Origin of the sequence: Lysinibacillus sp. NPDC096212 (assembly GCF_044763105.1) — a bacterium.
Lineage (GTDB): Bacteria > Bacillota > Bacilli > Bacillales_A > Planococcaceae > Lysinibacillus.
The window spans coordinates 108,614-129,044 of the sequence record NZ_JBIWFQ010000015.1 but is presented as its reverse complement, the minus strand read 5'-3'; the positions used below and the strand labels follow the sequence as shown (position 1 = coordinate 129,044).

Below are 20,431 nucleotides of genomic sequence, written 5' to 3'. Positions count from 1 at the left end.
AAGAAATTTGATTAGCTCAAATTGTTTTGCTGGCATCATGTTTGATGTCCAAAATTTTGTTTCGTTCACCAACTCAAGGTTAGCTACTAAAAACTTTATTGATTACGTTTTGCTTGTTCAGTTTTCAAGGTTCATGCTGATGCCGTTGTTTTTCAGCGACTTCTTTATATTAACATTTAACTCATTTCGTGTCAATAACTTTTTTAGAAAGTTTTTTTCGTTCATTGAGTTATTTCGTTATGTCTTAGCGACAATTAATATAATACAATATCAACAAATTAAAAGTCAACAACTTTTTATAAAAAATTATCGAGGTATTTTTCATACCTCGATAACTAGCATACTACAGTCCTTGCTCCATTTCTAGAGCTTCTTTATTTACCTTATAATGACGGTGGAATATCATTTCACTTTTCGCAACGATAGGTTCAATTTGAATATAACCTTTGTCCACTAAATATTCTACAAACACTTCTAAATCTACTGAGTAGTTCATGAGCTCATTATGATCGTGCAATTCCTGAATTGTCCAAGTCTCTTTTGTTTGCATTACTTCTAAAATATGTTGAGCGCCGTCTCGAGTACGTGAATGTATTAAAAACTCGCTTGCTAAAAATAATAGCTCTAAACGTTTTTCTATCGGCTCATTACTTGTAACGAGCTCCTCGTATAATTTATAAATCGCTGGTTCTAATTTTTTCACCTGTGCCCAAACAGTTACTTCAGGGTACAGTCCACTATCAATGATGGATAAACGCCCCAAATGATGTAATGAATCTACTACATGATTATAAGCATCGAGATAGCTACCCTTATCAAAGTATTCTTTCCCTTCTAAGTAACGTCGAATTAACTTTGAAAATTGAATGCCCGTTTTGATTTTACGACCACTAAACGGAAACTCCTGTAATTCAATTTTTAATTTATGAAGAAATTCATTACGATCAAATAATACTCTACCAAAGAAAATCCAATCGACCACTTTTTTATTTGAGCCAATGAGTAGCCATTTTCGTAATATTTTCTCAGTAACTGTATGTAAAGCTACTTTATTTCCTTCATATAAGTAATGTTTCGTAAAGACTGGCTTTTCTGCTTCCTTTACAATAATAAGTAAGACTGTATCAAATGTATCTGTAACATTACTTTTTTCTTCGCGTTTTCCCACTAAAATAACGCCTAACGTATTCGACTGACTTGCCCGTTCCTGATATATCGGACGCAAAACTTGTTCCATGTTCAGTCCCCCTCTATTTGCTTGTTACCTTTTAACCTCATTCAGTGGATGTCACGGATTTTCACCGTACTCAATTACACCAATGCGAAATTGATTTCGTTAAAAATTCGACATACTCTAAAAGTATTCCTTCTTTCCACGTTATCAAAGCTAAAATACTTTGTTCTTATATGTTATAGTAGATTTTAGATTGGGAGGCAAGATGATATATGAAACCTTACAAAAGTAAAATTAATAAAATCCGTTCATTCGCATTAGCACTTATTTTTATCGGCTTTGTAGTTATGTATGGGGGAATCTTCTTTAAAAACTATCCTATTCTAGTATTAATTTTCATGACCCTTGGTGTACTTTGTATTATTGGTAGTACAGTCGTTTATGCATGGATTGGACTGCTCTCAACAAAAGCTGTTCAAGTAGAATGCCCTAATTGCCATAAGCATACAAAAGTATTAGGTCGTGTAGATATGTGTATGTACTGTAATGAACCATTAACATTGGATCCAACTCTAGAAGGAAAAGAGTTCGACCAATCTTATAATAAGACAAAAAAATCCTAGCCCTCATTTAAGAGCTAGGATTTTTTATTGTACTTTTGCAGATACATCTTTACACGATGGACAAGTGCCGTAAATTTCTAAACGATGCGCATGCACATCAAAGCCTGTTACTTGTGATGCAAAATGCTCAATTTCGTCGAGACCAGGATAATGGAAGTCGACTATTTTGCCACAGCATTCACAAATCATATGATAATGATCGTTTGTAACGAAATCAAAGCGACTTGAAGCATCACCAAAAGTTAGTTCTTTTACTAGACCAACTTCACGAAATACGCGAAGGTTATTATAGACGGTCGCTACACTCATATTTGGGAATTTCCCTTCAAGTGCTTTATAAATTTCATCGGCAGTTGGATGTGCCATTGTTTGAATTAAATATTCCAAAATAGCATGACGCTGAGGAGTAATACGAACACCAGTTGTTTTTAACGTGTCAAGTGCATCCTGTAAATGCGTTTCAGACATCGTCATGCACCTCTTCCATAAAGATTATTAATTTATAATTGTTATAATTAGTGTATCGAATTACTCTTACTTCTGTCAACATTCATACACATTTGAGTTTAGCTTCTTTAAGCGCGTGTCCAAACATCCACTGAAATAGAGGAACTCAGTAAGAACGCCACGTCCTGTGGCAAAAGCGCAGCGACAGCTACAATTATGCCGAGGCATGAGTGATTTAGGACTACTGCTTCAATAACCTCTTGATAAATCCATCCTATTTTCTAAATCTGTTTCACCGCGTAACCACTTCTCTAAACTTGGCTTAAAGATTTCTAAGCTACGTTCAACATAGCGAGAAGAGTGACTTGAAATATGCGGAGAGACAATGACATTCGGTAAAGTCCATAAAGGATGATCCTCAGCTAAAGGCTCTTGTTCAAATACATCTAAAACAGCATAACCAATTTCACCTACTTGAATGGCATGCACCAAAACGTTTTCCTCTACTAAGTTTCCACGACCAAAATTCATGAAAATGGCATCATTTTTCATCGCTTTAAAATGCTCTTCTTTTAGTAAATGTGTCGTCTCTTCTGTTTTAGGTAATACAGAAATGACAATATCAGCCTTAGGTAAAGCTTCGATTAATTGGCCAAAGCTCACCATCTCATTCATAGATGCCGCTTCGTTCCCTGAACGGTTGCAGCCAATTGTCACAACACCAAAAGCTTGTAATAAGCGACCTACTTCCGAGCCAATAGCCCCAGGTCCTAAAATAAGCGCTGTACTATCCCGCAACTCGGTTTGTTTCGCTTTTTTGGACCATTCACTTTTCTTCTGCTGTTCATACTTCCAAGGCAGCGCACGCTTAATCGCTAAAATATGGGCAAGCATTGATTCTGCCATTGGTGTTTTATGAATGCCGCGCACATTCGAAACAAATATCCCTCGTTCAATAATGGCTTGAGCTGGCATTTTTTCGATCCCCGCTGAAGCTACAAAAATCCATTTAACCTTTGTCGCATACTGAATATTTTCATCATTTAAATCTTCACCATATGTGACAAGCACATCCGCTTGTTGTAGCTCATCGATTGATAAGCCATTTTCAAAAATAAAATCAACTTGTGGAAATTCTGCTACTAGTGGCTCACGTAAATTCGGTCTTGGTTCAAACGTAAAATAAATTCTCATTGAGTCACCTCCCATTCTGCTAAATATGTATATACTTCTTCAATATGATTTTTTACACGTACTTTACGCCAAGCCTTTATCAAGTTTCCTTCTGTATCAATTAAAAATGTCGAACGTTCTATCCCCATATATTCACGTCCATACATCTTCTTCAGTACCCACACGCCATACGCTTCTGCTACGGCATGATCCTCATCTACTAATAACGAGAATCGCAAACCGTGCTTATCTATAAATTTGGTATGCTTTTTTGCATCGTCAGGACTAACGCCAAGTACAACTGCATTTAATTTACTAAAATCCTCATGCTTATCACGGAAGTCACAAGCTTCCGTCGTACAGCCTGGTGTCATATCTTTAGGATAAAAATATAAAATAACATTTTGTCCTTTGAAATCCGCTAACTTTACTGTTTCTCCTGTTTCATTTATAAGGGAAAAATCAGGTGCTTTTTTACCTTCTATTAAAGCCATATCAATCTCCTCCTCTGTACGCTCTATTTTACTCTAAATAGTAAAACAAATCATATCCCTTAATTTCTTTGGATTTCTTGCACTGATAGGTCTACAATAGATGAAGTATAAAGATTTAGGAGGCAATATATATGAATCACACAAAATCTGAAGCAGTACACGCAGAAGCGCTACAGCATATCGTTGGTGGTGTAAATAGCCCTTCTCGTTCTTATAAAGCAGTTGGCGGAGGTTCACCTGTTGCAATGGCTCGTGGGAAAGGCGCTTATTTTTGGGATGTTGATGGCAACCGTTATATCGACTATCTAGCAGCTTACGGTCCAATCGTTACTGGTCACGGTCACCCACATATCGCAAAGGCTATTACACACGCAGCTGAAAATGGAACTTTGTTTGGGACTCCAACTGAATATGAGGTTACTTTTGCTAAAATGCTAAAAGAAGCAATCCCATCTATGGCTAAAGTACGCTTTAATAACTCTGGTACAGAAGCTGTAATGACAACAATTCGTGTTGCACGTGCTTATACTGGTCGTACAAAAATTATGAAATTCGCTGGTTGCTACCATGGTCACTTTGACTTAGTACTAGTAGCTGCTGGTTCTGGTCCTGCAACATTAGGTACTCCAGACTCAGCTGGTGTTACAACTTCAACAGCAGCGGAAGTAATTACTGTACCATTTAACAACCCTGAAGCATTTACAGAAGCAATGGATAAATGGGGCGATCAAATCGCAGCTATTTTAATAGAGCCTATCGTTGGAAACTTCGGTATTGTAGAGCCTAACCCTGGCTTCCTAGAATTAGTTCATGCCACAGCAAAGGAAAAAGGTGCATTAACTATTTACGATGAAGTTATTACTGCTTTCCGCTTCCACTATGGTAGTGCTCAAACCTTATTAGGCTTAACACCAGACCTAACTGCCCTTGGTAAAGTAATCGGCGGTGGTTTACCTATTGGTGCATACGGCGGTCGTAAAGAAATTATGGATACAGTTGCTCCACTTGGACCTGCCTATCAAGCAGGCACAATGGCAGGAAACCCTGCATCCATGCAAGCTGGTATTGCCTGCCTAGAAGTATTACAAACTCCAGGAATTTATGATGAAATGGACCGTCTTGGAGCCATTTTAGAAGAAGGTATCTTGGCTGCAGCAAAAAAACATGATGTAACAATTACTATTAATCGTCTTAAAGGGGCTCTTACAATTTATTTTACAGATGTGACAGTAGAAAACTATGAGCAGGCTGAAAACTCAGACGGTGAAATCTTTGGTCGCTTCTTTAAATTAATGCTTGCACAAGGCATTAATTTAGCGCCATCAAAATATGAAGCATGGTTCTTAACAACAGAGCATACAGAAGCAGATATTCTTGAAACAATTAAAGCGGTAGATATTGCATTTTCACAATTGTAATTTGTAAATGCAATGGCTAAACGCTTAGTGAGAAGAGCAATATAGAACAGTTTCTATGGTTAACTTTTAAAGACGACTCCCCTGTGAGTCGTCTTTTTTCTGTAAATGACATACAAATCTATGTATTTTATGAGCGCTTCCTTCTATAATGTATAGAAGACATCCGCCGGAGGCTTAGGCCAGTGGATGATTGGGTAAAGTAACTTAAGCAGCATTTAACTGCCCCTATTGAGGTGGGAAACTTCTACTGAAAGAAGTTAAAATTTTAGACAGAAAGGACATCCATTTTCTATGAAATTAGGTGCCCGTGTATTTAAAACTGGTGTCGCCATCGTGTTTGCACTATTTATTGCTGAGCTGTTAGAGCTACCTTCACCTGTTTTTGCAGGAATTGCAGCCATCTTTGCGATTCAGCCATCTATTTATCGCTCCTATCAAACAATCGTTGAGCAAATACAAGCCAATATTATAGGAGCTACCATCGCGGTCATTTTTGGCTTGCTTTTCAGCCACCATGTAGTAGCAATTGGCATTGCCGTCATTGTTGCGATCGGTATCATGTTGAAATTTAAACTTGAAAAATCATTGTCACTAGCACTTGTTACAGTTGTAGCTATTATGGAGTTTCAAGGAGATGATTTTCTTACATTTGGTCTTATTCGCTTTATTACCATATTAGTTGGGGTGCTAGCAGCATTTGTTGTCAATCTGTTCTTCCTACCACCAAAATATGAAGTAAAGCTTTTCCGTAAGATTTACTTTTTACAGGATGATATTATCCGATGGACGCGACTTGCTGTTCGCCAGGCATCTGAGCATACTTCTACAAAAGAAGCATTAAGCAAATTTAAGTCTCGTATGCAACGAGTTGACACATTGTATGATTTTTATAAGGAAGAGCGTAATTACTTTAAAAATAAAAAGTTTGTTAAAGCACGTAAATTAGTTGTTTATCGTCAAATGATTACAACGTCAAAGAAAAGTTTAGAGCTGCTTCATCGTCTTCATAATCATGAAAACGAATTAGCCCAGCTACCGACACAATTTCATTTAATGATTCAAGAGCGACTTGATTTCCTGCTAACTTACCATGAACAGCTACTGCTAAAATATACTGGGAAATTAAAGCCCGAACATTCCGAGTGGAGTAAACATAATGATTATGTTCAGCGTAACGAGTTAATGGAGATATTTATAAAACAAATAACTTATGCGCATGATGAAGGCGATACAGAATTCTCGAGTTATCACTTGCTTTATATTTTATCTCGTATTTTAGATTACGAAGAAAACCTAGAGCATTTAGATACGCTCATCGTGTCGTATCAAACTCATCATGGCCAAGAAATCAATGTGGAATTTGAAGAAGAGTTTATTTAACTTCTTTCAGCAAATGTTTTGGTAGCGAAAGCGCAGCGTCAGCTACAAATGTTTTGGTAGCAAAAGAGCGAAGGGTTGGCATTATATCCACCCTTCGCTCTTTTGTATTAGCTTTTCATTTTCGGGTCAAGCGCATCACGTAGGCCGTCCCCCATTAGATTAAAACCGAGAACCGTAAACATAATAGCTAAACCTGGGAAAATCATCGTCCACGGAGCCTTTAATAAATAGATACGGGAATCCGCAAGCATTTTACCCCATTCTGGCGCTGGTGCTTGAGCTCCTAATCCAAGGAAGCCTAATGCCGCCGCTTCAATTATCGCTGTCGCTATCGCTAGCGTTCCTTGTACGATGATTGGCGTCATTGAGTTTGGCAAAATATGTGAGAATAAAATCCTTGAATCACGCATTCCGATAGCCTTTGCTGCTACAATATATTCCTCTTCTTTAACACTCAATACTTTCGAACGAATTAAGCGCCCAAAATTCGGCACGTTAATAATGGCAATGGCAAGCAATGCATTTTGTAATGATGGTCCTAGTACTGCTACTATTGCAATAGCAAGTAAAATACTAGGGAATGCTAACAGAATATCAAAAATACGCGAGATTATCGTATCAATCCATCTTCCATAATAACCCGCAATAATGCCAAGGAAACTACCTACAATTACAGAAAGAATAACCGAAAAAAAGCCTACCTTCAAAGAAATACTAGCTCCAAGTATAACTCTAGAGAAAATATCCCGTCCAAAGTCATCTGTTCCAAACCAATGCTCACTTGACGGTGCTAATAAACGATTCGAAAGATTTTGTTCATTAATTCCTTCAGGAGCAATCATCGAGCCAAATATAGCAAGTATAATAAAAAATAGTACAATGCCTGCACCTACTAGGGAGATTTTGCTCTTTTTAAAGCTACGCCAGCCTTCTCTCCAAGGACCTGCCGCTCGTTCACGACTTGGTGCTGCTGTTTTTATATCTATCGCTCCAGTCATTATCGCTGCTCCCCTCTATTTGTATTTAATCCGTGGATCTATCACCGTATACAGTAAATCCACAATTAAGTTAATCATGATAAAAATAAATGCAATTACTAAAATACCTGATTGAATAACAGGATAGTCACGGAAGCCAATGGCATCATAAATATAACGACCAATTCCAGGCCAGCTGAAAATCGTCTCTGTTAAAATGGCACCACCTAGCAGTAACCCTGTTTGCAAACCGATTACTGTTAATACCGGGATAACTGCATTTTTCAAGGCATGCTTATAAACAACAATAAACATTTTTTGCCCTTTTGCTCTAGCGGTACGTACATAGTCAGAGCGCATTACTTCAAGCATAGACGACCTAGTCATTCTTGCAATAATCGCCATTGGTATTGTCGCAAGAGCTATACCCGGTAATACTAATCGCTTTAATACTTCAGTAAATTGCTCAAAACGGCCTTGTATTAACGTATCCAGTAAATAAAAATGAGTAATGGCGGTTATTGGATCTCGCACATCTTCTCGCCCAGATGTCGGGAACCAGCCAAGCTGATTACTGAAAGCCCATTGTTCCATTAAGCCAAGCCAGAAAACGGGTATAGACACCCCGATTAAAGCAACTACCATTGCCACATAATCGAACCAAGAATTTTGAAACCATGCAGAAATAATGCCTGCATTTACCCCAACAATCACTGCGATAACCATGGCAAATAGCGCTAGCTCAGCTGTTGCCGCTAAATACGGGAAAATTTCCTCTGATACAGGTAATTTAGTACGTAATGATACTCCTAAATCCCCCTGAAAAATGCCACCTAAATAACTAAAATATTGTGTATACCACGGCTTATTTAATCCTAAACTTGCGTTTAACGCTTCGACCGCTTCTTTCGTTGCCTGCTGTCCTAAAATTACTTGTGCTGGATTACCAGGAATTGCACGAATTAACATGAAAACGATAAAAGTCATTCCAAGCAAAACTGGGATTAATTGAGATAAACGTCTTCCCATATAGTGAAGCATTTTCTTCACCCCTCTGTTATTTTCATAATATACTTTTGTATGAAAAGCATTGAAGTCTTTACACATACTGTAGAAAGGGTCAGCCTTCACCAAACGGTTCCGGACGCAATTATGTCGAGGCATAATTGATCGTTTAGATGATTGGTCTTTCATACAGAAAAAAATACCTCTAGCTTGTAAAAAGAATCCGCTAGATTCCTACGGCTTACCCGCAGAAAGCAAGCAGATTCTTTAAAATTTAAATTAAAACCTGTTCAAGATAGCCCTTTAAGCCTACTTCATATCAACTGCTTCTAAACGGTCAGAACCTGTTGGATGTGCAATATAGTTTGTAACTTTAGTGTTAGCAGCTAAAATTGGAGTAGAGTGAGCAATTGGAACCCATGGTGCATCTTTAGAGATAATCTCCTGTGCTTGCTTGTAAAGGGCATTACGCTTGTCCTCATTCATTTCAGTTTGCGCTGCAACTAATAGTTTGTGCACTTCTTGGTTGTCATAGAATGTATAGTTGTTAGAATGAATATTATCTCCGTCTAATAAAGTGTAAAGGAAGTTATCCGCATCTCCGTTATCACCTGTCCAACCAAGTAAGAACGCATCCGCCTCTCCCTTTTCCGCCTTATCTAAATACGTAGCCCATTCAAACGTTACAATCTTAGATTTCATACCAACATCAGCTAAATTCTTCTGAATGGCTTCCGCAATTTTTTGACCATCAGGCATGTACGGACGTGGCACAGGCATTGCCCATAGCTCGATTTCTTTACCATCATAGCCAGCTTCAGCTAATAATGCTTTTGCTTTTTCTGGATCATATTCATAGCCTTTAGTGTCATCGTTGTAGCCTGCAACTAATGGCGGCATTGGATTTTTTGCTGGTTCACCTAAGCCTTCATAAAATGCATCTACTAATGCTTGCTTATCGATTGCATAATTTACTGCTTGACGAACTTTTACGTTATCGAACGGTGGACGTGTTACAGTTAATCCAAGGTATCCAACATTCATAGATGGACGTTCGATTAATTGTAAATCTGCATTTGATTCGATGGAAGCTTTATCAGATGGACTTAAGCCATCAACTACATCAACATCACCGTTAGTTAATTCATTGAATCGTGTGGAGTTTTCTGGAATAGAACGGAAAATAACTTTATCTAATTTCGGCAAATCTGCAATACGGTAATCTGGGTTTTTCTCAATTGTGATGGAATCATTTCGTTTCCACTCTACAAATTTAAATGGACCAGTACCTACTGGATGATCTTTAAGTGCCTCATCATCTTTTTCAAATGCTGTTGGTGAAGCAATAGCAAATGGAGACATCGCTAAATTTTTCAAGAATGGTGCTTGTGGTTGAGATAATTTAAAGATAACTTTATAATCACCATCAGCAGTAATCGACTCAATTACTTGCTTTCCACCTACTGTAAATTGAGAGGCGTAATATGGGAATTTTTCAGCACCACCAGCTTTCCAGCGCTCAAAATTTTTCACGACTGCTTCAGCATTAAAATCAGTACCGTCATGGAACTTAACCCCTTCTTCAAGTTGCATCGTATACGTTAATCCATCTTCTGAAGGTTCCCAAGATTTTGCTAGCCCTGGCTGCAATGTTACATCTTGCTCTCCAAAGTTAATTAGAGTCTCATAGAGGTTAACCGTAACTTTGAACGATTCACCTTCTGTTACTGTCGCTGGATCGAGAGCAGTGGAATCTGCTCCACGACCATATACTAATGTTTTTGGTCCACCGCTAGCTTTATCGCCACCACTTGAAGTATCTTTACTACCCGCATCCTTAGTATCTGAGCCACCACAAGCAGCTAAGATTGTCGAAAGAACAAGGATAAGCATTACACCCAAAGTCCAAAGCTTCTTTTTCTTCATTGAATTTCCCCCTAAATTTTTTTATATCATTGAATGTTGGATCGCATCATATAGATGGCAAGCAACATAATGACCCGGTTTCACTTCTTGCATTTTTGGAACTACTTGAGAGCATTCTTCTTTTTTAAATGGACATCTTGTATGGAAAGTGCACCCGCTTGGCGGATTCGAAGCACTTGGAATATCTCCAGAAATAATGAGCTGTTCACGTTCAAACGTAGGATCTGGAACAGGTACCGAGGATAGCAGTGCCTGAGTATATGGGTGAAGTGGCTCAGCATATAAATCCTCACTTGCTGTCAGCTCCACTAATTTCCCCAAATACATTACGCCTACACGATTGCTAATATGGCGTACAACTCCTAAATCGTGGGAAATAAAAATATAAGTTAGCTTTAAGTCCTTTTGTAAGTTTTGCAATAAATTCAATACTTGCGCCTGTATTGACACATCGAGTGCAGAGACAGGCTCGTCCGCAATAATTAAACGTGGATTCGTCATCAGAGCACGGGCAATGCCGATACGCTGTCTTTGACCACCACTAAATTGATGTGGATAACGTTTCACATGATATTCATTTAACCCAACAATTTCGAGAAGCTCTAATACCTTCTGTTTCCGTTCCTTTGAATTACCCATTCCATGAACAATAAGAGGCTCCTCTAATATTTTCCCAATGTTATGCCTAGGATTAAGAGAGGCATAAGGATCTTGGAAAATCATTTGAATATCTCTACGGGCTTTGCGCATTTCATTGTTCGATAATTCAGAAATCATTTTACCTGCAAATTCAATCTCGCCCTCTGTTGGCTCAAGCAATCGCATTAAAAGTCGACCAGTCGTTGATTTACCACATCCGGACTCACCTACAATGCCTAATGTTTCTCCTTCAAAAACTTCAAAGGAAACATCATCCACTGCCTTTACGTCTCCAACCTGTGTATTCAAAGCACCCTTCCGAATGGGGAAATATTTTTTCAAACCATCAACTTTCAACAACACTTTCGACATGTTGCTCCACCTCCTGTTTCTCTAGTAAAAAACATCTCGATTTATGCCGCTCTGTTGCTTCATATAAAGGTGGTGTTTCTTGTACACAACGGTCCATCGCAAATTCGCAACGCGCTGCAAAACGACAGCCTTCCTGAATACTTCCAGGCTTAGGTACACTACCTGGTATAGAGTATAGATTGTCCTTTTTATAACGCATATCCGGTACAGATTTAATAAGCCCTTGTGTATAAGGATGCTTTGGATTAACGAATATCTCCTGAATAGGTGCCTCCTCTACAATCTGACCTGCATACATCACAATAACTCGCTCGCATGTTTCTGCAACAACGCCTAAATCATGTGTAATTAATAATACAGCTGTATTTAAACGTTTATTTAAATCTTTCATAAGCTGCAAGATTTGAGCTTGAATCGTAACATCTAATGCAGTAGTCGGCTCATCAGCAATCAATACCTTCGGATCACAGACAAGTGCCATCGCAATCATGACCCGTTGTCGCATCCCTCCCGATAGTTGATGTGGGTAATCTTTTAATAATTCCTCAGCTCGTGGTAAACCTACTAGTTTCATAATTTCAATTGCCCTTGCAAATGCTTCTTTTTTCGACCATTTTGGATTATGAATTCGAATCGCTTCTTTTAGCTGATCCCCAATTGTAAACAAAGGATTTAAGGATGTCATAGGCTCCTGAAAAATCATTGCCACATCTTTCCCACGAATTTTCTGCATTTGTTTATCAGATAATGTTACGAGGTTTTTGCCATCTAATACTATTTCACCACCTGTTATTTTTCCAGGTGGCGATGGTATTAATCCCATAATGGACAGTGATGTGACACTTTTTCCACTTCCCGACTCCCCTACAATCCCTAATATTTCTCCCTCATGAACAGAAAAATCGATATCATCTACGGCAGGAATTTGTCCATCATCTGTAAAAAAGGTTGTCTTTAAACCTTTTATTTCTAGCAGCTTTTTTCTCATGATCAATCGCCCCATCCTACCCATATTTTCACTTAATTACATTCACTATCACTCAATTCCCTATTTTCAGATAATTCTAACCAAAAACTACTGCTCTTTCAATCATTATTATTCTGCAATTAACATAGATTTTCTACATCGTTCGAGTTCTATATTAATATTGTCTTATTAATCGATAATATTTTAATAATATAACAAAAAAATAGCCTTCCGTTTATGTTTAAACGGAAAGCTATTTTTAGATTATTGACTCATTACCAAAATACGGATATTACTTTTATTAGTTGATTGGAGTGAGCTGGGCGACTCCTTGGGGATCAGCGTCACAGATGAGACCCTGCAGCGAGCTCATAGGGGAACGATGGCTAAAAGCATCACGTCCTGTGATAACGCCTTCGTGACCAACATCCTGTTGCCCCAAGCGGCTCATCGGACGCCCCCAGGAAGCTCTGCTCTGCGCGAAAGCGAAGCGTCAGCGGCAAATGTTTTATCTGTGCGAAAGCGAAGCGACAGCAACAATTGTTTTCTGTAGCGAAAGCAAAGCGTCAGCTACAAAGCGCCCAGCTGGAACGGAAATCACCCCCACGTTATGATGGTAAGCCAGATTTTTTCTATTATAGCATGGTGTATCAATCTAAATGTTGCACCTGGAATAAATTGAAGTAAGTCCCCTCTTTTTGCATTAATTGCTCATGAGTACCACTTTCAATTAATTGTCCATGATCTATAACAATAATTTTATCTGCATGTGTAATTGTAGAAAGTCGGTGAGCAATTATAATGGTCGTGCGTTCATGTGCAAGTACATCCAATGATTCTTGAATAAGTGCCTCACTTTCTAAATCTAAAGCAGAGGTTGCTTCATCCAATATTAAAATAGGAGGATTTTTTAAAAATACACGAGCGATTGCTACTCGCTGCTTTTGCCCACCTGATAACTTCACACCGCGCTCCCCGACCTTTGTGTCATAGCCATTTGGTAAACTCATAATAAAATCATGGGCATTTGCCGCTCTTGCAGCAGCAATAACCTCTTCATCAGAAGCTTCTGGCTTACCCATTAAAATATTCTCTTTTACCGAATCACTGAACAAAATATTATCCTGTAACACTATTCCAATTTGTGAACGTAAAGAATGTAATGATATATCACGTACATCATATTCATCAATAGTCACTGCGCCACTCGTTGTATCATAAAAGCGAGGAATTAAACTTATGATCGTTGATTTTCCTCCACCGCTCATTCCTACAAATGCTACTGTCTCTCCAGGGTTAATCGTGAAATTGATGTTGTTTAAAATTTGTGAGCCCTCTTCTTCATATTGAAAGTTCACATTGTCAAAGCGGACTTCACCCTTTACTCGTGGTAGCTCTAAGGCATTTGCCTTGTTTTTTATTTCATAAGGTTCATCTATTAATTCAAACATTCGATCCATTGATGCAAATGATTGTGTTAACATCGTTGATGAACTTACAAGACGACGAAGTGGACCATAAAGTCGTTCGATATAGGCGATAAAGGCTACCATTGTCCCAACTGAAAGTGGACCATTAATAACCTGATAACCTGCATAAGCAATGACTAGGAGAGGTGCTACATCCGTGATGGTATTCACCACCGCAAAGGATTTAGCATTCCATTTTGTATGGTCTAGTGCCTTTTCTAAAAATTCACCATTTGCTTCATCAAATAATTTTTGCTCATGCTTTTCTAGCGTGAAGCTTTTAATAATGCTCATTCCAGCTACACGTTCATGCAAATAACTTTGCACACCCGCAAGCGCTTGTGATCGTTTACGTGTTAAAGATCGAAGTTTACCAAAGAAGTACTTCACACTAAATCCATAGAATGGGAACGCAACTAATGCTACTAGCGTAAGCTTAACATCCATGGCAAGCATAATACCGATAGCAATAACAATTGTTGCAAGGTCAAGCCAAACGTTCATCAAGCCTGTCATGATAAAGTTTTTTGTTTGTTCCACATCATTAATCACTCTTGAAATAACATCGCCAGCTCTTGTATTCGCATAGTATCTTAAACTTAGTCGCTGTAAATGTGCATATATTTGTTTTCGAATATCGAAAAGCACTTTGTTGCTGACATGCTGAGCATAATATTGACGGTAATACTCGATCGGTGGTCGAATAATAAAGAATACAATGATCGTACCACCTAACCAATAAAATAGTTCTTTTGTCTTCTCTGCATCCGTTAGATGATCTGCAGCGATAATATCATCTAACACAATTTTTATGAGCAATGGGATAAATAACGGAATCGCAAATTTCACAATACCAATTAAAATTGTTAAAATAATTTCCCATGTATATGGTTTTACAAATTTCATATAACGCTTTATACTACCCAATTTTTTATCACATCCTTATTTTAAAAGCCTCGCTCTTATGTAATACATAAAAAGAAACAGACATCCACAAACTGAATGCCCAAACGTATTATAGCAATATTTTGTTTTAAGTACATTTAATTTAGCTTTATCACTAACTATTTTACAATTCGATTGTTGAAGACATAAAAAAACACCCATTAGTAAAACTAATAGGTGCAACTAACAATCATCTGCTTGCATATCGAGCTGAAACTTATAACGGCTCGTCCAGGCATCGATGAAATCAGGTGCAAAGGGTCCTCTTTTTTGTTGAATCCAGCTAATTAATTTATCGACATTGCGCTTTAAAATTTTATCTATGACATCTGGATAAGACATTTCCTTACGATGTAGCTCATATTCATCCTCATCTAAGAGTGAATAAGACAGATCAGGGAAAACTTTAATATCTAAATCATAGTCAATATATTTAATGGCATTATTATCGAAAACAAATGGTGAGCTTAGATTACAATAATAATACACACCGTCCTCACGTAGCATGCAAATGATATTAAACCAGTGCTCCGCATGGAAATAACAAATAGAAGGCTCTCTCGTTAGCCAAGTACGACCATCGGATTCTGTCACAAGTGTCCGTTCATTCGCACCGATAATGATATTTTTCGTTCCTTTTAAAACCGTTGTTTCTTGCCAAACACGGTGGATACGGCCATTGTGCTTATAACTATGTATTTGTATCGTTTCTCCTTCTACCGGTATTGCCATTTTTGAAGCCCACCTTTTCGTCTATGCTACCTAAATCTAGCAGTCTCTAGTATATTATAGCAATGTGTACGCGAAAGGTGTAGTTAGAAAACCACAAATTTCCCTGCGCTCTTTTAAATCTGTACAAAATTTCGTTAATTTGAAGCGGATTTTATCATAACAACAACCCAATTGGAATTTTTTCGCTTTACTTATATATCAAATCGGATTTTTTTCTGAATTAGAGCCGTTCTTCCTCGCATCCGATCGCGATTTTTTGGGCTACCTGATCAGTTCTTCGTTCTCCTGAGCAGTTTCCTCAGCTACCCGATCAGTTCTTCTTTCTACCTGAGCAATTTCCTCAGCTACCCGATCAGTTCTCTGGCCTACCTGAGCAGTTTCCTCGCCTACCCGATCAGTTCTTCTTTCTACCTGAGCAGTTTCCTTGGCTACCCGATCAGTTCTTCTTTCTACCTGAGCAGTTTCCTTGGCTACCCGATCAGTTCTTCGCTCTACCTGAGCAGTTTCCTTGGCTACCCGAGCAATTCTCCGGCCTACCTGAGCAGTTTCCTCAGCTACCCGATCAGTTCTTCTTTCTACCTGAGCGGTTTCCTTGCCTACCCGATCAGTTCTTCTTTCTACCTGAGCGGTTTCCTTGCCTACCCGAGCAATTTTCTCATCTTGCTATATAAAAAATAAAAAGGAGCTGCTTTTTAATCTTTTCGATTTTAGACAGCTCCTTAGAGGTAAATGCAATTATGCAATTACAAAGTGTTATTCACCAAGATCTTGGTTAGTTTTATTGAAGTTACCTGAAGCTTGAGTTTTATTTTGCTCCGCTTTAGCATTTTGCTTTTGCACTTCATTAACGTCTGTTTCATAACCAAATTCTTGACTTTGACGTTGCATGTTTTTATTCGGTTGTAAATTTTGGTTGTTGTTTTGCTTTTTCATTATTCATTCACCTCCACGCTCATTATTGTGTACCGAGGTGAATGATTTTATGCTCATAAATTTTTATAAATTTTATTTTCTTGATTAATCCTTAATTTCTTGCCAAATTTTCAGCATTGGAACGGGCATTGGTAATAATTCTATTTGTTCTCGAGTCAGCCATTCGCCCTTTACTGCTGAATTGCATTTCATAAAATAGCTATTTATATGCCATGTTAAATGTGAAAAAACATGTTTAAATGTTAACAAATCCTGTTGCGATTGAACATTCATAGCATAATCTTTAATAAAAATATCTATTGAATCTTTACCGTGCTCAAGCATTGGAAACTGCCATAGGTTAGCTAGTAAACCTTCTGCAGGACGCTGCTCCAATAAAATTCGACCTTTGTCATCTTGGCATACAAGCACATCGTATGTGATATGCTTCATCTTTACTTTTTTAGATTTGATAGGTAATTTTTCAGGCTCACCTTCATTAAAAGCCGTACAGTATTCGCGAACTGGACACAATAAACACTTTGGTGAAGTTGGCGTACAAATAAGTGCACCCAGCTCCATTAAGCCTTGATTGAAGGACGATGCATTTTTAGGATCTATCAATTCTTCAACAGCCGCTTCAAAAATCTTTTTAGTCTTTGGAGCTGCAATATCATCATCAATATTAAGCACACGACTTAAAACGCGCATAACATTGCCATCAACCGCATGTTCGGGCTTATTATAGGCAATACTTAAAATAGCTCCAGCAGTATATGGGCCTACGCCTTTTAATGTTGAAATCTCGTGGCGATTATCGGGTACTATCCCACCGTAGTTTTCTAATACCTCACGAACACCTGCCTGTAAATTACGAGCACGGGAATAATAGCCGAGGCCTTCCCAATGCTTTAATAAGTATTCTTGTGGAGCTTCCGCGAGTAATTCTAACGTTGGAAAACTTTCCATGAAACGATTGTAATAAGGAATAACTGTGTCGACACGTGTTTGCTGTAGCATCACTTCCGATACCCAGATTTTATAAGGATCCGTAGTATGTCTCCAAGGCAAATCACGTTTCTCAACATTAAACCATGCGACTAAAGATTGTCGAAATTTTGTTACATATGGATAATTCACAGTGACCTCCTGCGTCTTTACGATTTTATTTATGGTAAAAAGAGTATACAATTAAGAAAAGACCATTGTCAGAAACGACAAAAAACGTCAAAATTTTTCCAGCTTTAAAACGACTGTCTTAATAAAGTAAATATCAGGTATTACGGATTATTGAAATATACATGTATGCAATTGTACTCTTTTTTGTTGCATACAAGGAGTGGATATTTTTGGATTCAGGCACACATTTCGTTATGGGTATTGCCCTCGGCGGTCTTGCATTAGTCGACCCCGTTGTAGCAGATCATTCAATGACCTTTACCGCAGTAATGGCAGGTACGATCATTGGCTCACAGTCACCTGATGTCGATACAGTGTTAAAACTACGCAACAACGCCGTTTATATTCGACATCATCGAGGAATTACACATTCACTACCAGCAGTAGCTCTTTGGCCCATCTTAATTACAGCGGTTTTAGCACTTATTATTCAAGACGCAAATGTGTTTCATTTATGGCTTTGGACATTTTTCGCAGTAGCACTTCACGTCTTTGTTGATATTTTCAATGCTTATGGTACACAAGCGCTTCGACCATTCTCTAGAAGATGGGTGGCACTTGGTGTCATTAATACATTTGATCCTATTATTTTTACGCTACATTGCCTTGGCATTTTACTTTGGGCATTTGGTGCAAATCCAGTTTGGACATTTAGTATCATGTATCTCATTATTATCGTTTACTACATTTTACGCTTTGCAGTCCAAAAGGCTGTAAAGAACGCTGTGCATAATACCATACAGGATGAAGAGTATGTCATAGTAGCCCCTACAATGCGATTCTTGCACTGGCGAATTGCAGCAAAATCCAAAACGCATTATTACGTTGGGCGCGCTTATGGGCGAACTGTGAATATTTACGATAAATTCGAAATAAAACCTTTACCGAAAACGCCTATTATCGAAATAGCATTGAAAGATCGCAATCTCGCTGCTTTCGTGTCATTCTCACCATTGTATCGTTGGGAAATTTCAGAACTCGATAATGGCTTAACAGAAGTAAGATTAATTGATCTGCGTTACCGTAGTGATAATCGCTATCCGTTCGTTGCTGTCGCTCATTTAAACGATGACAATGAGATTATCACTTCATACACAGGCTGGATTTTCACCGAAGATAAACTTCAGAAAAAATTACAGGTTGGCGCAAGTAATTAAACATCAGCAAACCCTGACCAAATATTGGTCAGGGTTTTGTTATTGCACCATATCATCACTAGCATCAAGTAAATGTGCGTATTTGGGATTACGTCCTGCAAATGCATGCAGTTTATCACCGTAGCTGGTAATTAATTGACGCACTAAATTTTCAGTGTAATCAGCACCACGATAGGAGTAGCCAGCTTTTGCAGAAGTCGATTCAAAATCACTCCATAAAAGCTCAATCCATACTCGTGCACGTCCTACTGACATTTGCGGGTTTTTTGCAAGTAATTCAGCAGTTAGTTTTTCAATTTTTTCATCCATTTATTTGCCCACCTTTACAGGAGATAGCATGGATACAGGTAAAGCCTCTTGGTATTTTTCGCCCCCTAAGCGATGTCCCCAAGCAAAGCGTCCTTTCAAATAATCCACTTGGAAAAATTCATTTTCAGAGCCGTCAATACGATACATTTCTCCAGGAATTATTGTATCTAAATCCACTAAATAAGCAGCCGCCATTAAAGCCTTACGCTCATATACTGCGAATTCATTGATGATCCCTAGCTGCTCCGCCTTACGTGCCTTTTCCTTTATCATAGCTATTTCCTCACGTAATTCGTGCTCTGACATCGCAGCATAATTTTTTTCGTTCATTCCTCATTCTCCTTCTCTTCTATAAAACGATCTATAACCTCTATAGGAAACCCCTTTTGATAGAGCGCCTGCTTTATTTTCATTTTCAATTCATAACCAGTATACTTCGATGAATACTTTTTCCAAACTTTTTCGCCTTGTCCAGCAAGTAGCTGTTGCCATTCATCTTCATCTTGTTCAATCTCTATTTGACTTAGCACATCATCTACAACACTAAAAGAATAACCTTTTCGCATTAAAAAATCTTGAATTTTAGCTTTTATTTGTGTTGGTGTTTTCTTTTTTTCCGATCGAATGACCTTCTCAGCCAATTGTGTTGCAAGCTTCACCTGTTCCGCATGACTGTACGTAGCAAGTACCTCATCCTGTAAGCTTTTATCAATTCCTTTTTTTATAAGGTCTTGTCTAATTGCCTTGGGCCCCTTTTTCATCGTAGCTTTTTTCGTATTAAGTAATGCCTTGGAGTAAGTTTCATCATTTAAAAAGCCGTATGATTTAAGCTTTTGTATAGCCTCTAAAATAACAGCTTCCCCAAATTCTAACGTGAGAAGCTTTTTCTTTACTTCATGCTCGCTACGCATTTGATAAGATAAAAAATTTAACCCTTTATTAAAAGCTTTTCGAATCTCATCTTCATAGGCAATTTCTTGAATATCAAATTCCTCAAGCACTTTTCCCTTCGTTAATCCAAATTGAATGAGAATTGCCTCATCTACAGGAAAAGCGTATTCTTCGTTCAAATATATATTATAACGTTCTGGATTGTTTTTTTGACGTGCAATTTTCGTAATAATACGCATTAG

Annotated in this window: 20 protein-coding genes; 4 read left to right on the top strand and 16 right to left on the bottom strand. The window is 38.1% G+C overall.

Translation table 11 applies throughout. The annotated features are described in order from the left end of the window. Positions 1–343: 343 nt before the first annotated feature. Positions 344–1,237 carry a nucleotidyltransferase-like protein gene (locus tag ACIQ7T_RS15820; RefSeq protein ID WP_370079363.1) on the bottom strand — a complete coding sequence of 298 codons (894 nt, stop codon included), beginning with the start codon at positions 1,235–1,237 and terminating at the stop codon, positions 344–346. Positions 1,238–1,446: 209 nt separating this feature from the next. Between ACIQ7T_RS15820 and ACIQ7T_RS15815 the strand changes: the two genes are divergently transcribed. After that, entirely contained in the window at positions 1,447–1,797 is a 351-nt protein-coding gene (locus ACIQ7T_RS15815) for a YgzB family protein (protein ID WP_132363284.1), read from the top strand. A gap of 24 nt (positions 1,798–1,821) precedes the next feature. On the opposite strand, the gene perR is transcribed toward ACIQ7T_RS15815, so the two are convergent. From perR to bcp, 3 genes are all read right to left on the bottom strand, one after another. Beyond that, on the bottom strand, positions 1,822–2,265 hold the full coding sequence (gene perR / locus ACIQ7T_RS15810) for a peroxide-responsive transcriptional repressor PerR (RefSeq protein ID WP_049668868.1): 444 nt from the start codon (positions 2,263–2,265) through the stop codon (positions 1,822–1,824). A 228-nt stretch (positions 2,266–2,493) separates the two neighbouring features. Further along, the gene (locus tag ACIQ7T_RS15805) at positions 2,494–3,438 is read right to left on the bottom strand and encodes a D-2-hydroxyacid dehydrogenase (protein ID WP_402871452.1); all 945 of its coding nucleotides are present in this window, start codon (positions 3,436–3,438) and stop codon (positions 2,494–2,496) included. Then, on the bottom strand, positions 3,435–3,911 hold the full coding sequence (gene bcp, locus ACIQ7T_RS15800) for a thioredoxin-dependent thiol peroxidase (RefSeq protein WP_402871449.1): 477 nt from the start codon (positions 3,909–3,911) through the stop codon (positions 3,435–3,437). The genes ACIQ7T_RS15805 and bcp overlap by 4 nt, the downstream gene beginning before the upstream one ends. Before the next feature lie 131 nt (positions 3,912–4,042). Between bcp and ACIQ7T_RS15795 the strand changes: the two genes are divergently transcribed. Together ACIQ7T_RS15795 and ACIQ7T_RS15790 are read left to right on the top strand one after the other, a co-directional pair. Beyond that, positions 4,043–5,329 carry a glutamate-1-semialdehyde 2,1-aminomutase gene (locus tag ACIQ7T_RS15795; RefSeq protein ID WP_402871446.1) on the top strand — a complete coding sequence of 429 codons (1,287 nt, stop codon included), beginning with the start codon at positions 4,043–4,045 and terminating at the stop codon, positions 5,327–5,329. A 291-nt stretch (positions 5,330–5,620) separates the two neighbouring features. Then, positions 5,621–6,709 carry an FUSC family protein gene (locus ACIQ7T_RS15790; protein WP_370079355.1) on the top strand — a complete coding sequence of 363 codons (1,089 nt, stop codon included), beginning with the start codon at positions 5,621–5,623 and terminating at the stop codon, positions 6,707–6,709. Positions 6,710–6,816: 107 nt separating this feature from the next. Here the strand turns inward: ACIQ7T_RS15790 and nikC are convergent, their stop codons facing one another. The 9 genes from nikC to mutY form a co-directional block, all read right to left on the bottom strand. Then, positions 6,817–7,707, bottom strand: coding sequence for a nickel transporter permease (gene nikC, locus ACIQ7T_RS15785; protein ID WP_370079353.1), 891 nt, complete (start codon positions 7,705–7,707; stop codon positions 6,817–6,819). A 15-nt stretch (positions 7,708–7,722) separates the two neighbouring features. Further along, the gene (locus ACIQ7T_RS15780) at positions 7,723–8,727 is read right to left on the bottom strand and encodes an ABC transporter permease (RefSeq protein WP_370079351.1); all 1,005 of its coding nucleotides are present in this window, start codon (positions 8,725–8,727) and stop codon (positions 7,723–7,725) included. A 273-nt stretch (positions 8,728–9,000) separates the two neighbouring features. Beyond that, positions 9,001–10,617, bottom strand: coding sequence for an ABC transporter substrate-binding protein (locus tag ACIQ7T_RS15775; RefSeq protein ID WP_370079349.1), 1,617 nt, complete (start codon positions 10,615–10,617; stop codon positions 9,001–9,003). A 21-nt stretch (positions 10,618–10,638) separates the two neighbouring features. Continuing rightward, positions 10,639–11,628 carry an ABC transporter ATP-binding protein gene (locus ACIQ7T_RS15770; protein WP_370079347.1) on the bottom strand — a complete coding sequence of 330 codons (990 nt, stop codon included), beginning with the start codon at positions 11,626–11,628 and terminating at the stop codon, positions 10,639–10,641. After that, the gene (locus tag ACIQ7T_RS15765) at positions 11,603–12,616 is read right to left on the bottom strand and encodes an ABC transporter ATP-binding protein (protein WP_370079345.1); all 1,014 of its coding nucleotides are present in this window, start codon (positions 12,614–12,616) and stop codon (positions 11,603–11,605) included. The genes ACIQ7T_RS15770 and ACIQ7T_RS15765 overlap by 26 nt, the downstream gene beginning before the upstream one ends. A 629-nt stretch (positions 12,617–13,245) precedes the next feature. Continuing rightward, a complete protein-coding gene (locus ACIQ7T_RS15760; protein ID WP_370079343.1) occupies positions 13,246–14,991 on the bottom strand; it encodes an ABC transporter ATP-binding protein in 1,746 nt (581 codons plus the stop codon). A 201-nt stretch (positions 14,992–15,192) separates the two neighbouring features. Continuing rightward, positions 15,193–15,741 carry a nucleoside tri-diphosphate phosphatase gene (gene ntdP / locus ACIQ7T_RS15755; protein WP_370079341.1) on the bottom strand — a complete coding sequence of 183 codons (549 nt, stop codon included), beginning with the start codon at positions 15,739–15,741 and terminating at the stop codon, positions 15,193–15,195. Between the two features lie 753 nt (positions 15,742–16,494). Beyond that, a complete protein-coding gene (locus ACIQ7T_RS15750) occupies positions 16,495–16,674 on the bottom strand; it encodes a gamma-type small acid-soluble spore protein (RefSeq protein ID WP_402871440.1) in 180 nt (59 codons plus the stop codon). A gap of 84 nt (positions 16,675–16,758) precedes the next feature. Then, positions 16,759–17,793 carry an A/G-specific adenine glycosylase gene (mutY, locus tag ACIQ7T_RS15745; protein ID WP_370079337.1) on the bottom strand — a complete coding sequence of 345 codons (1,035 nt, stop codon included), beginning with the start codon at positions 17,791–17,793 and terminating at the stop codon, positions 16,759–16,761. 209 nt (positions 17,794–18,002) lie between these two features. On the opposite strand from mutY, the gene ACIQ7T_RS15740 reads away from it, so the two are divergent. Then, positions 18,003–18,989, top strand: coding sequence for a metal-dependent hydrolase (locus ACIQ7T_RS15740; protein ID WP_370079335.1), 987 nt, complete (start codon positions 18,003–18,005; stop codon positions 18,987–18,989). A 39-nt stretch (positions 18,990–19,028) separates the two neighbouring features. Here ACIQ7T_RS15740 and ACIQ7T_RS15735 read toward each other — a convergent pair whose 3' ends face one another. Genes ACIQ7T_RS15735 through recX form a run of 3 tightly spaced genes read right to left on the bottom strand, consistent with a single transcriptional unit; the run spans position 19,029 to position 20,428 of the window. Further along, complete coding sequence (locus ACIQ7T_RS15735; RefSeq protein ID WP_402871437.1) at positions 19,029–19,298, bottom strand: YfhJ family protein; 270 nt, start codon at positions 19,296–19,298, stop codon at positions 19,029–19,031. Further along, entirely contained in the window at positions 19,299–19,628 is a 330-nt protein-coding gene (locus ACIQ7T_RS15730; protein WP_053483069.1) for a YfhH family protein, read from the bottom strand. It abuts the gene before it with no gap. Beyond that, positions 19,625–20,428 (bottom strand): recombination regulator RecX, encoded by an 804-nt coding sequence (gene recX, locus ACIQ7T_RS15725; RefSeq protein ID WP_370079331.1) that lies wholly within the window; start codon positions 20,426–20,428, stop codon positions 19,625–19,627. The genes ACIQ7T_RS15730 and recX overlap by 4 nt, the downstream gene beginning before the upstream one ends. Between the last annotated feature and the right edge of the window lie 3 nt (positions 20,429–20,431).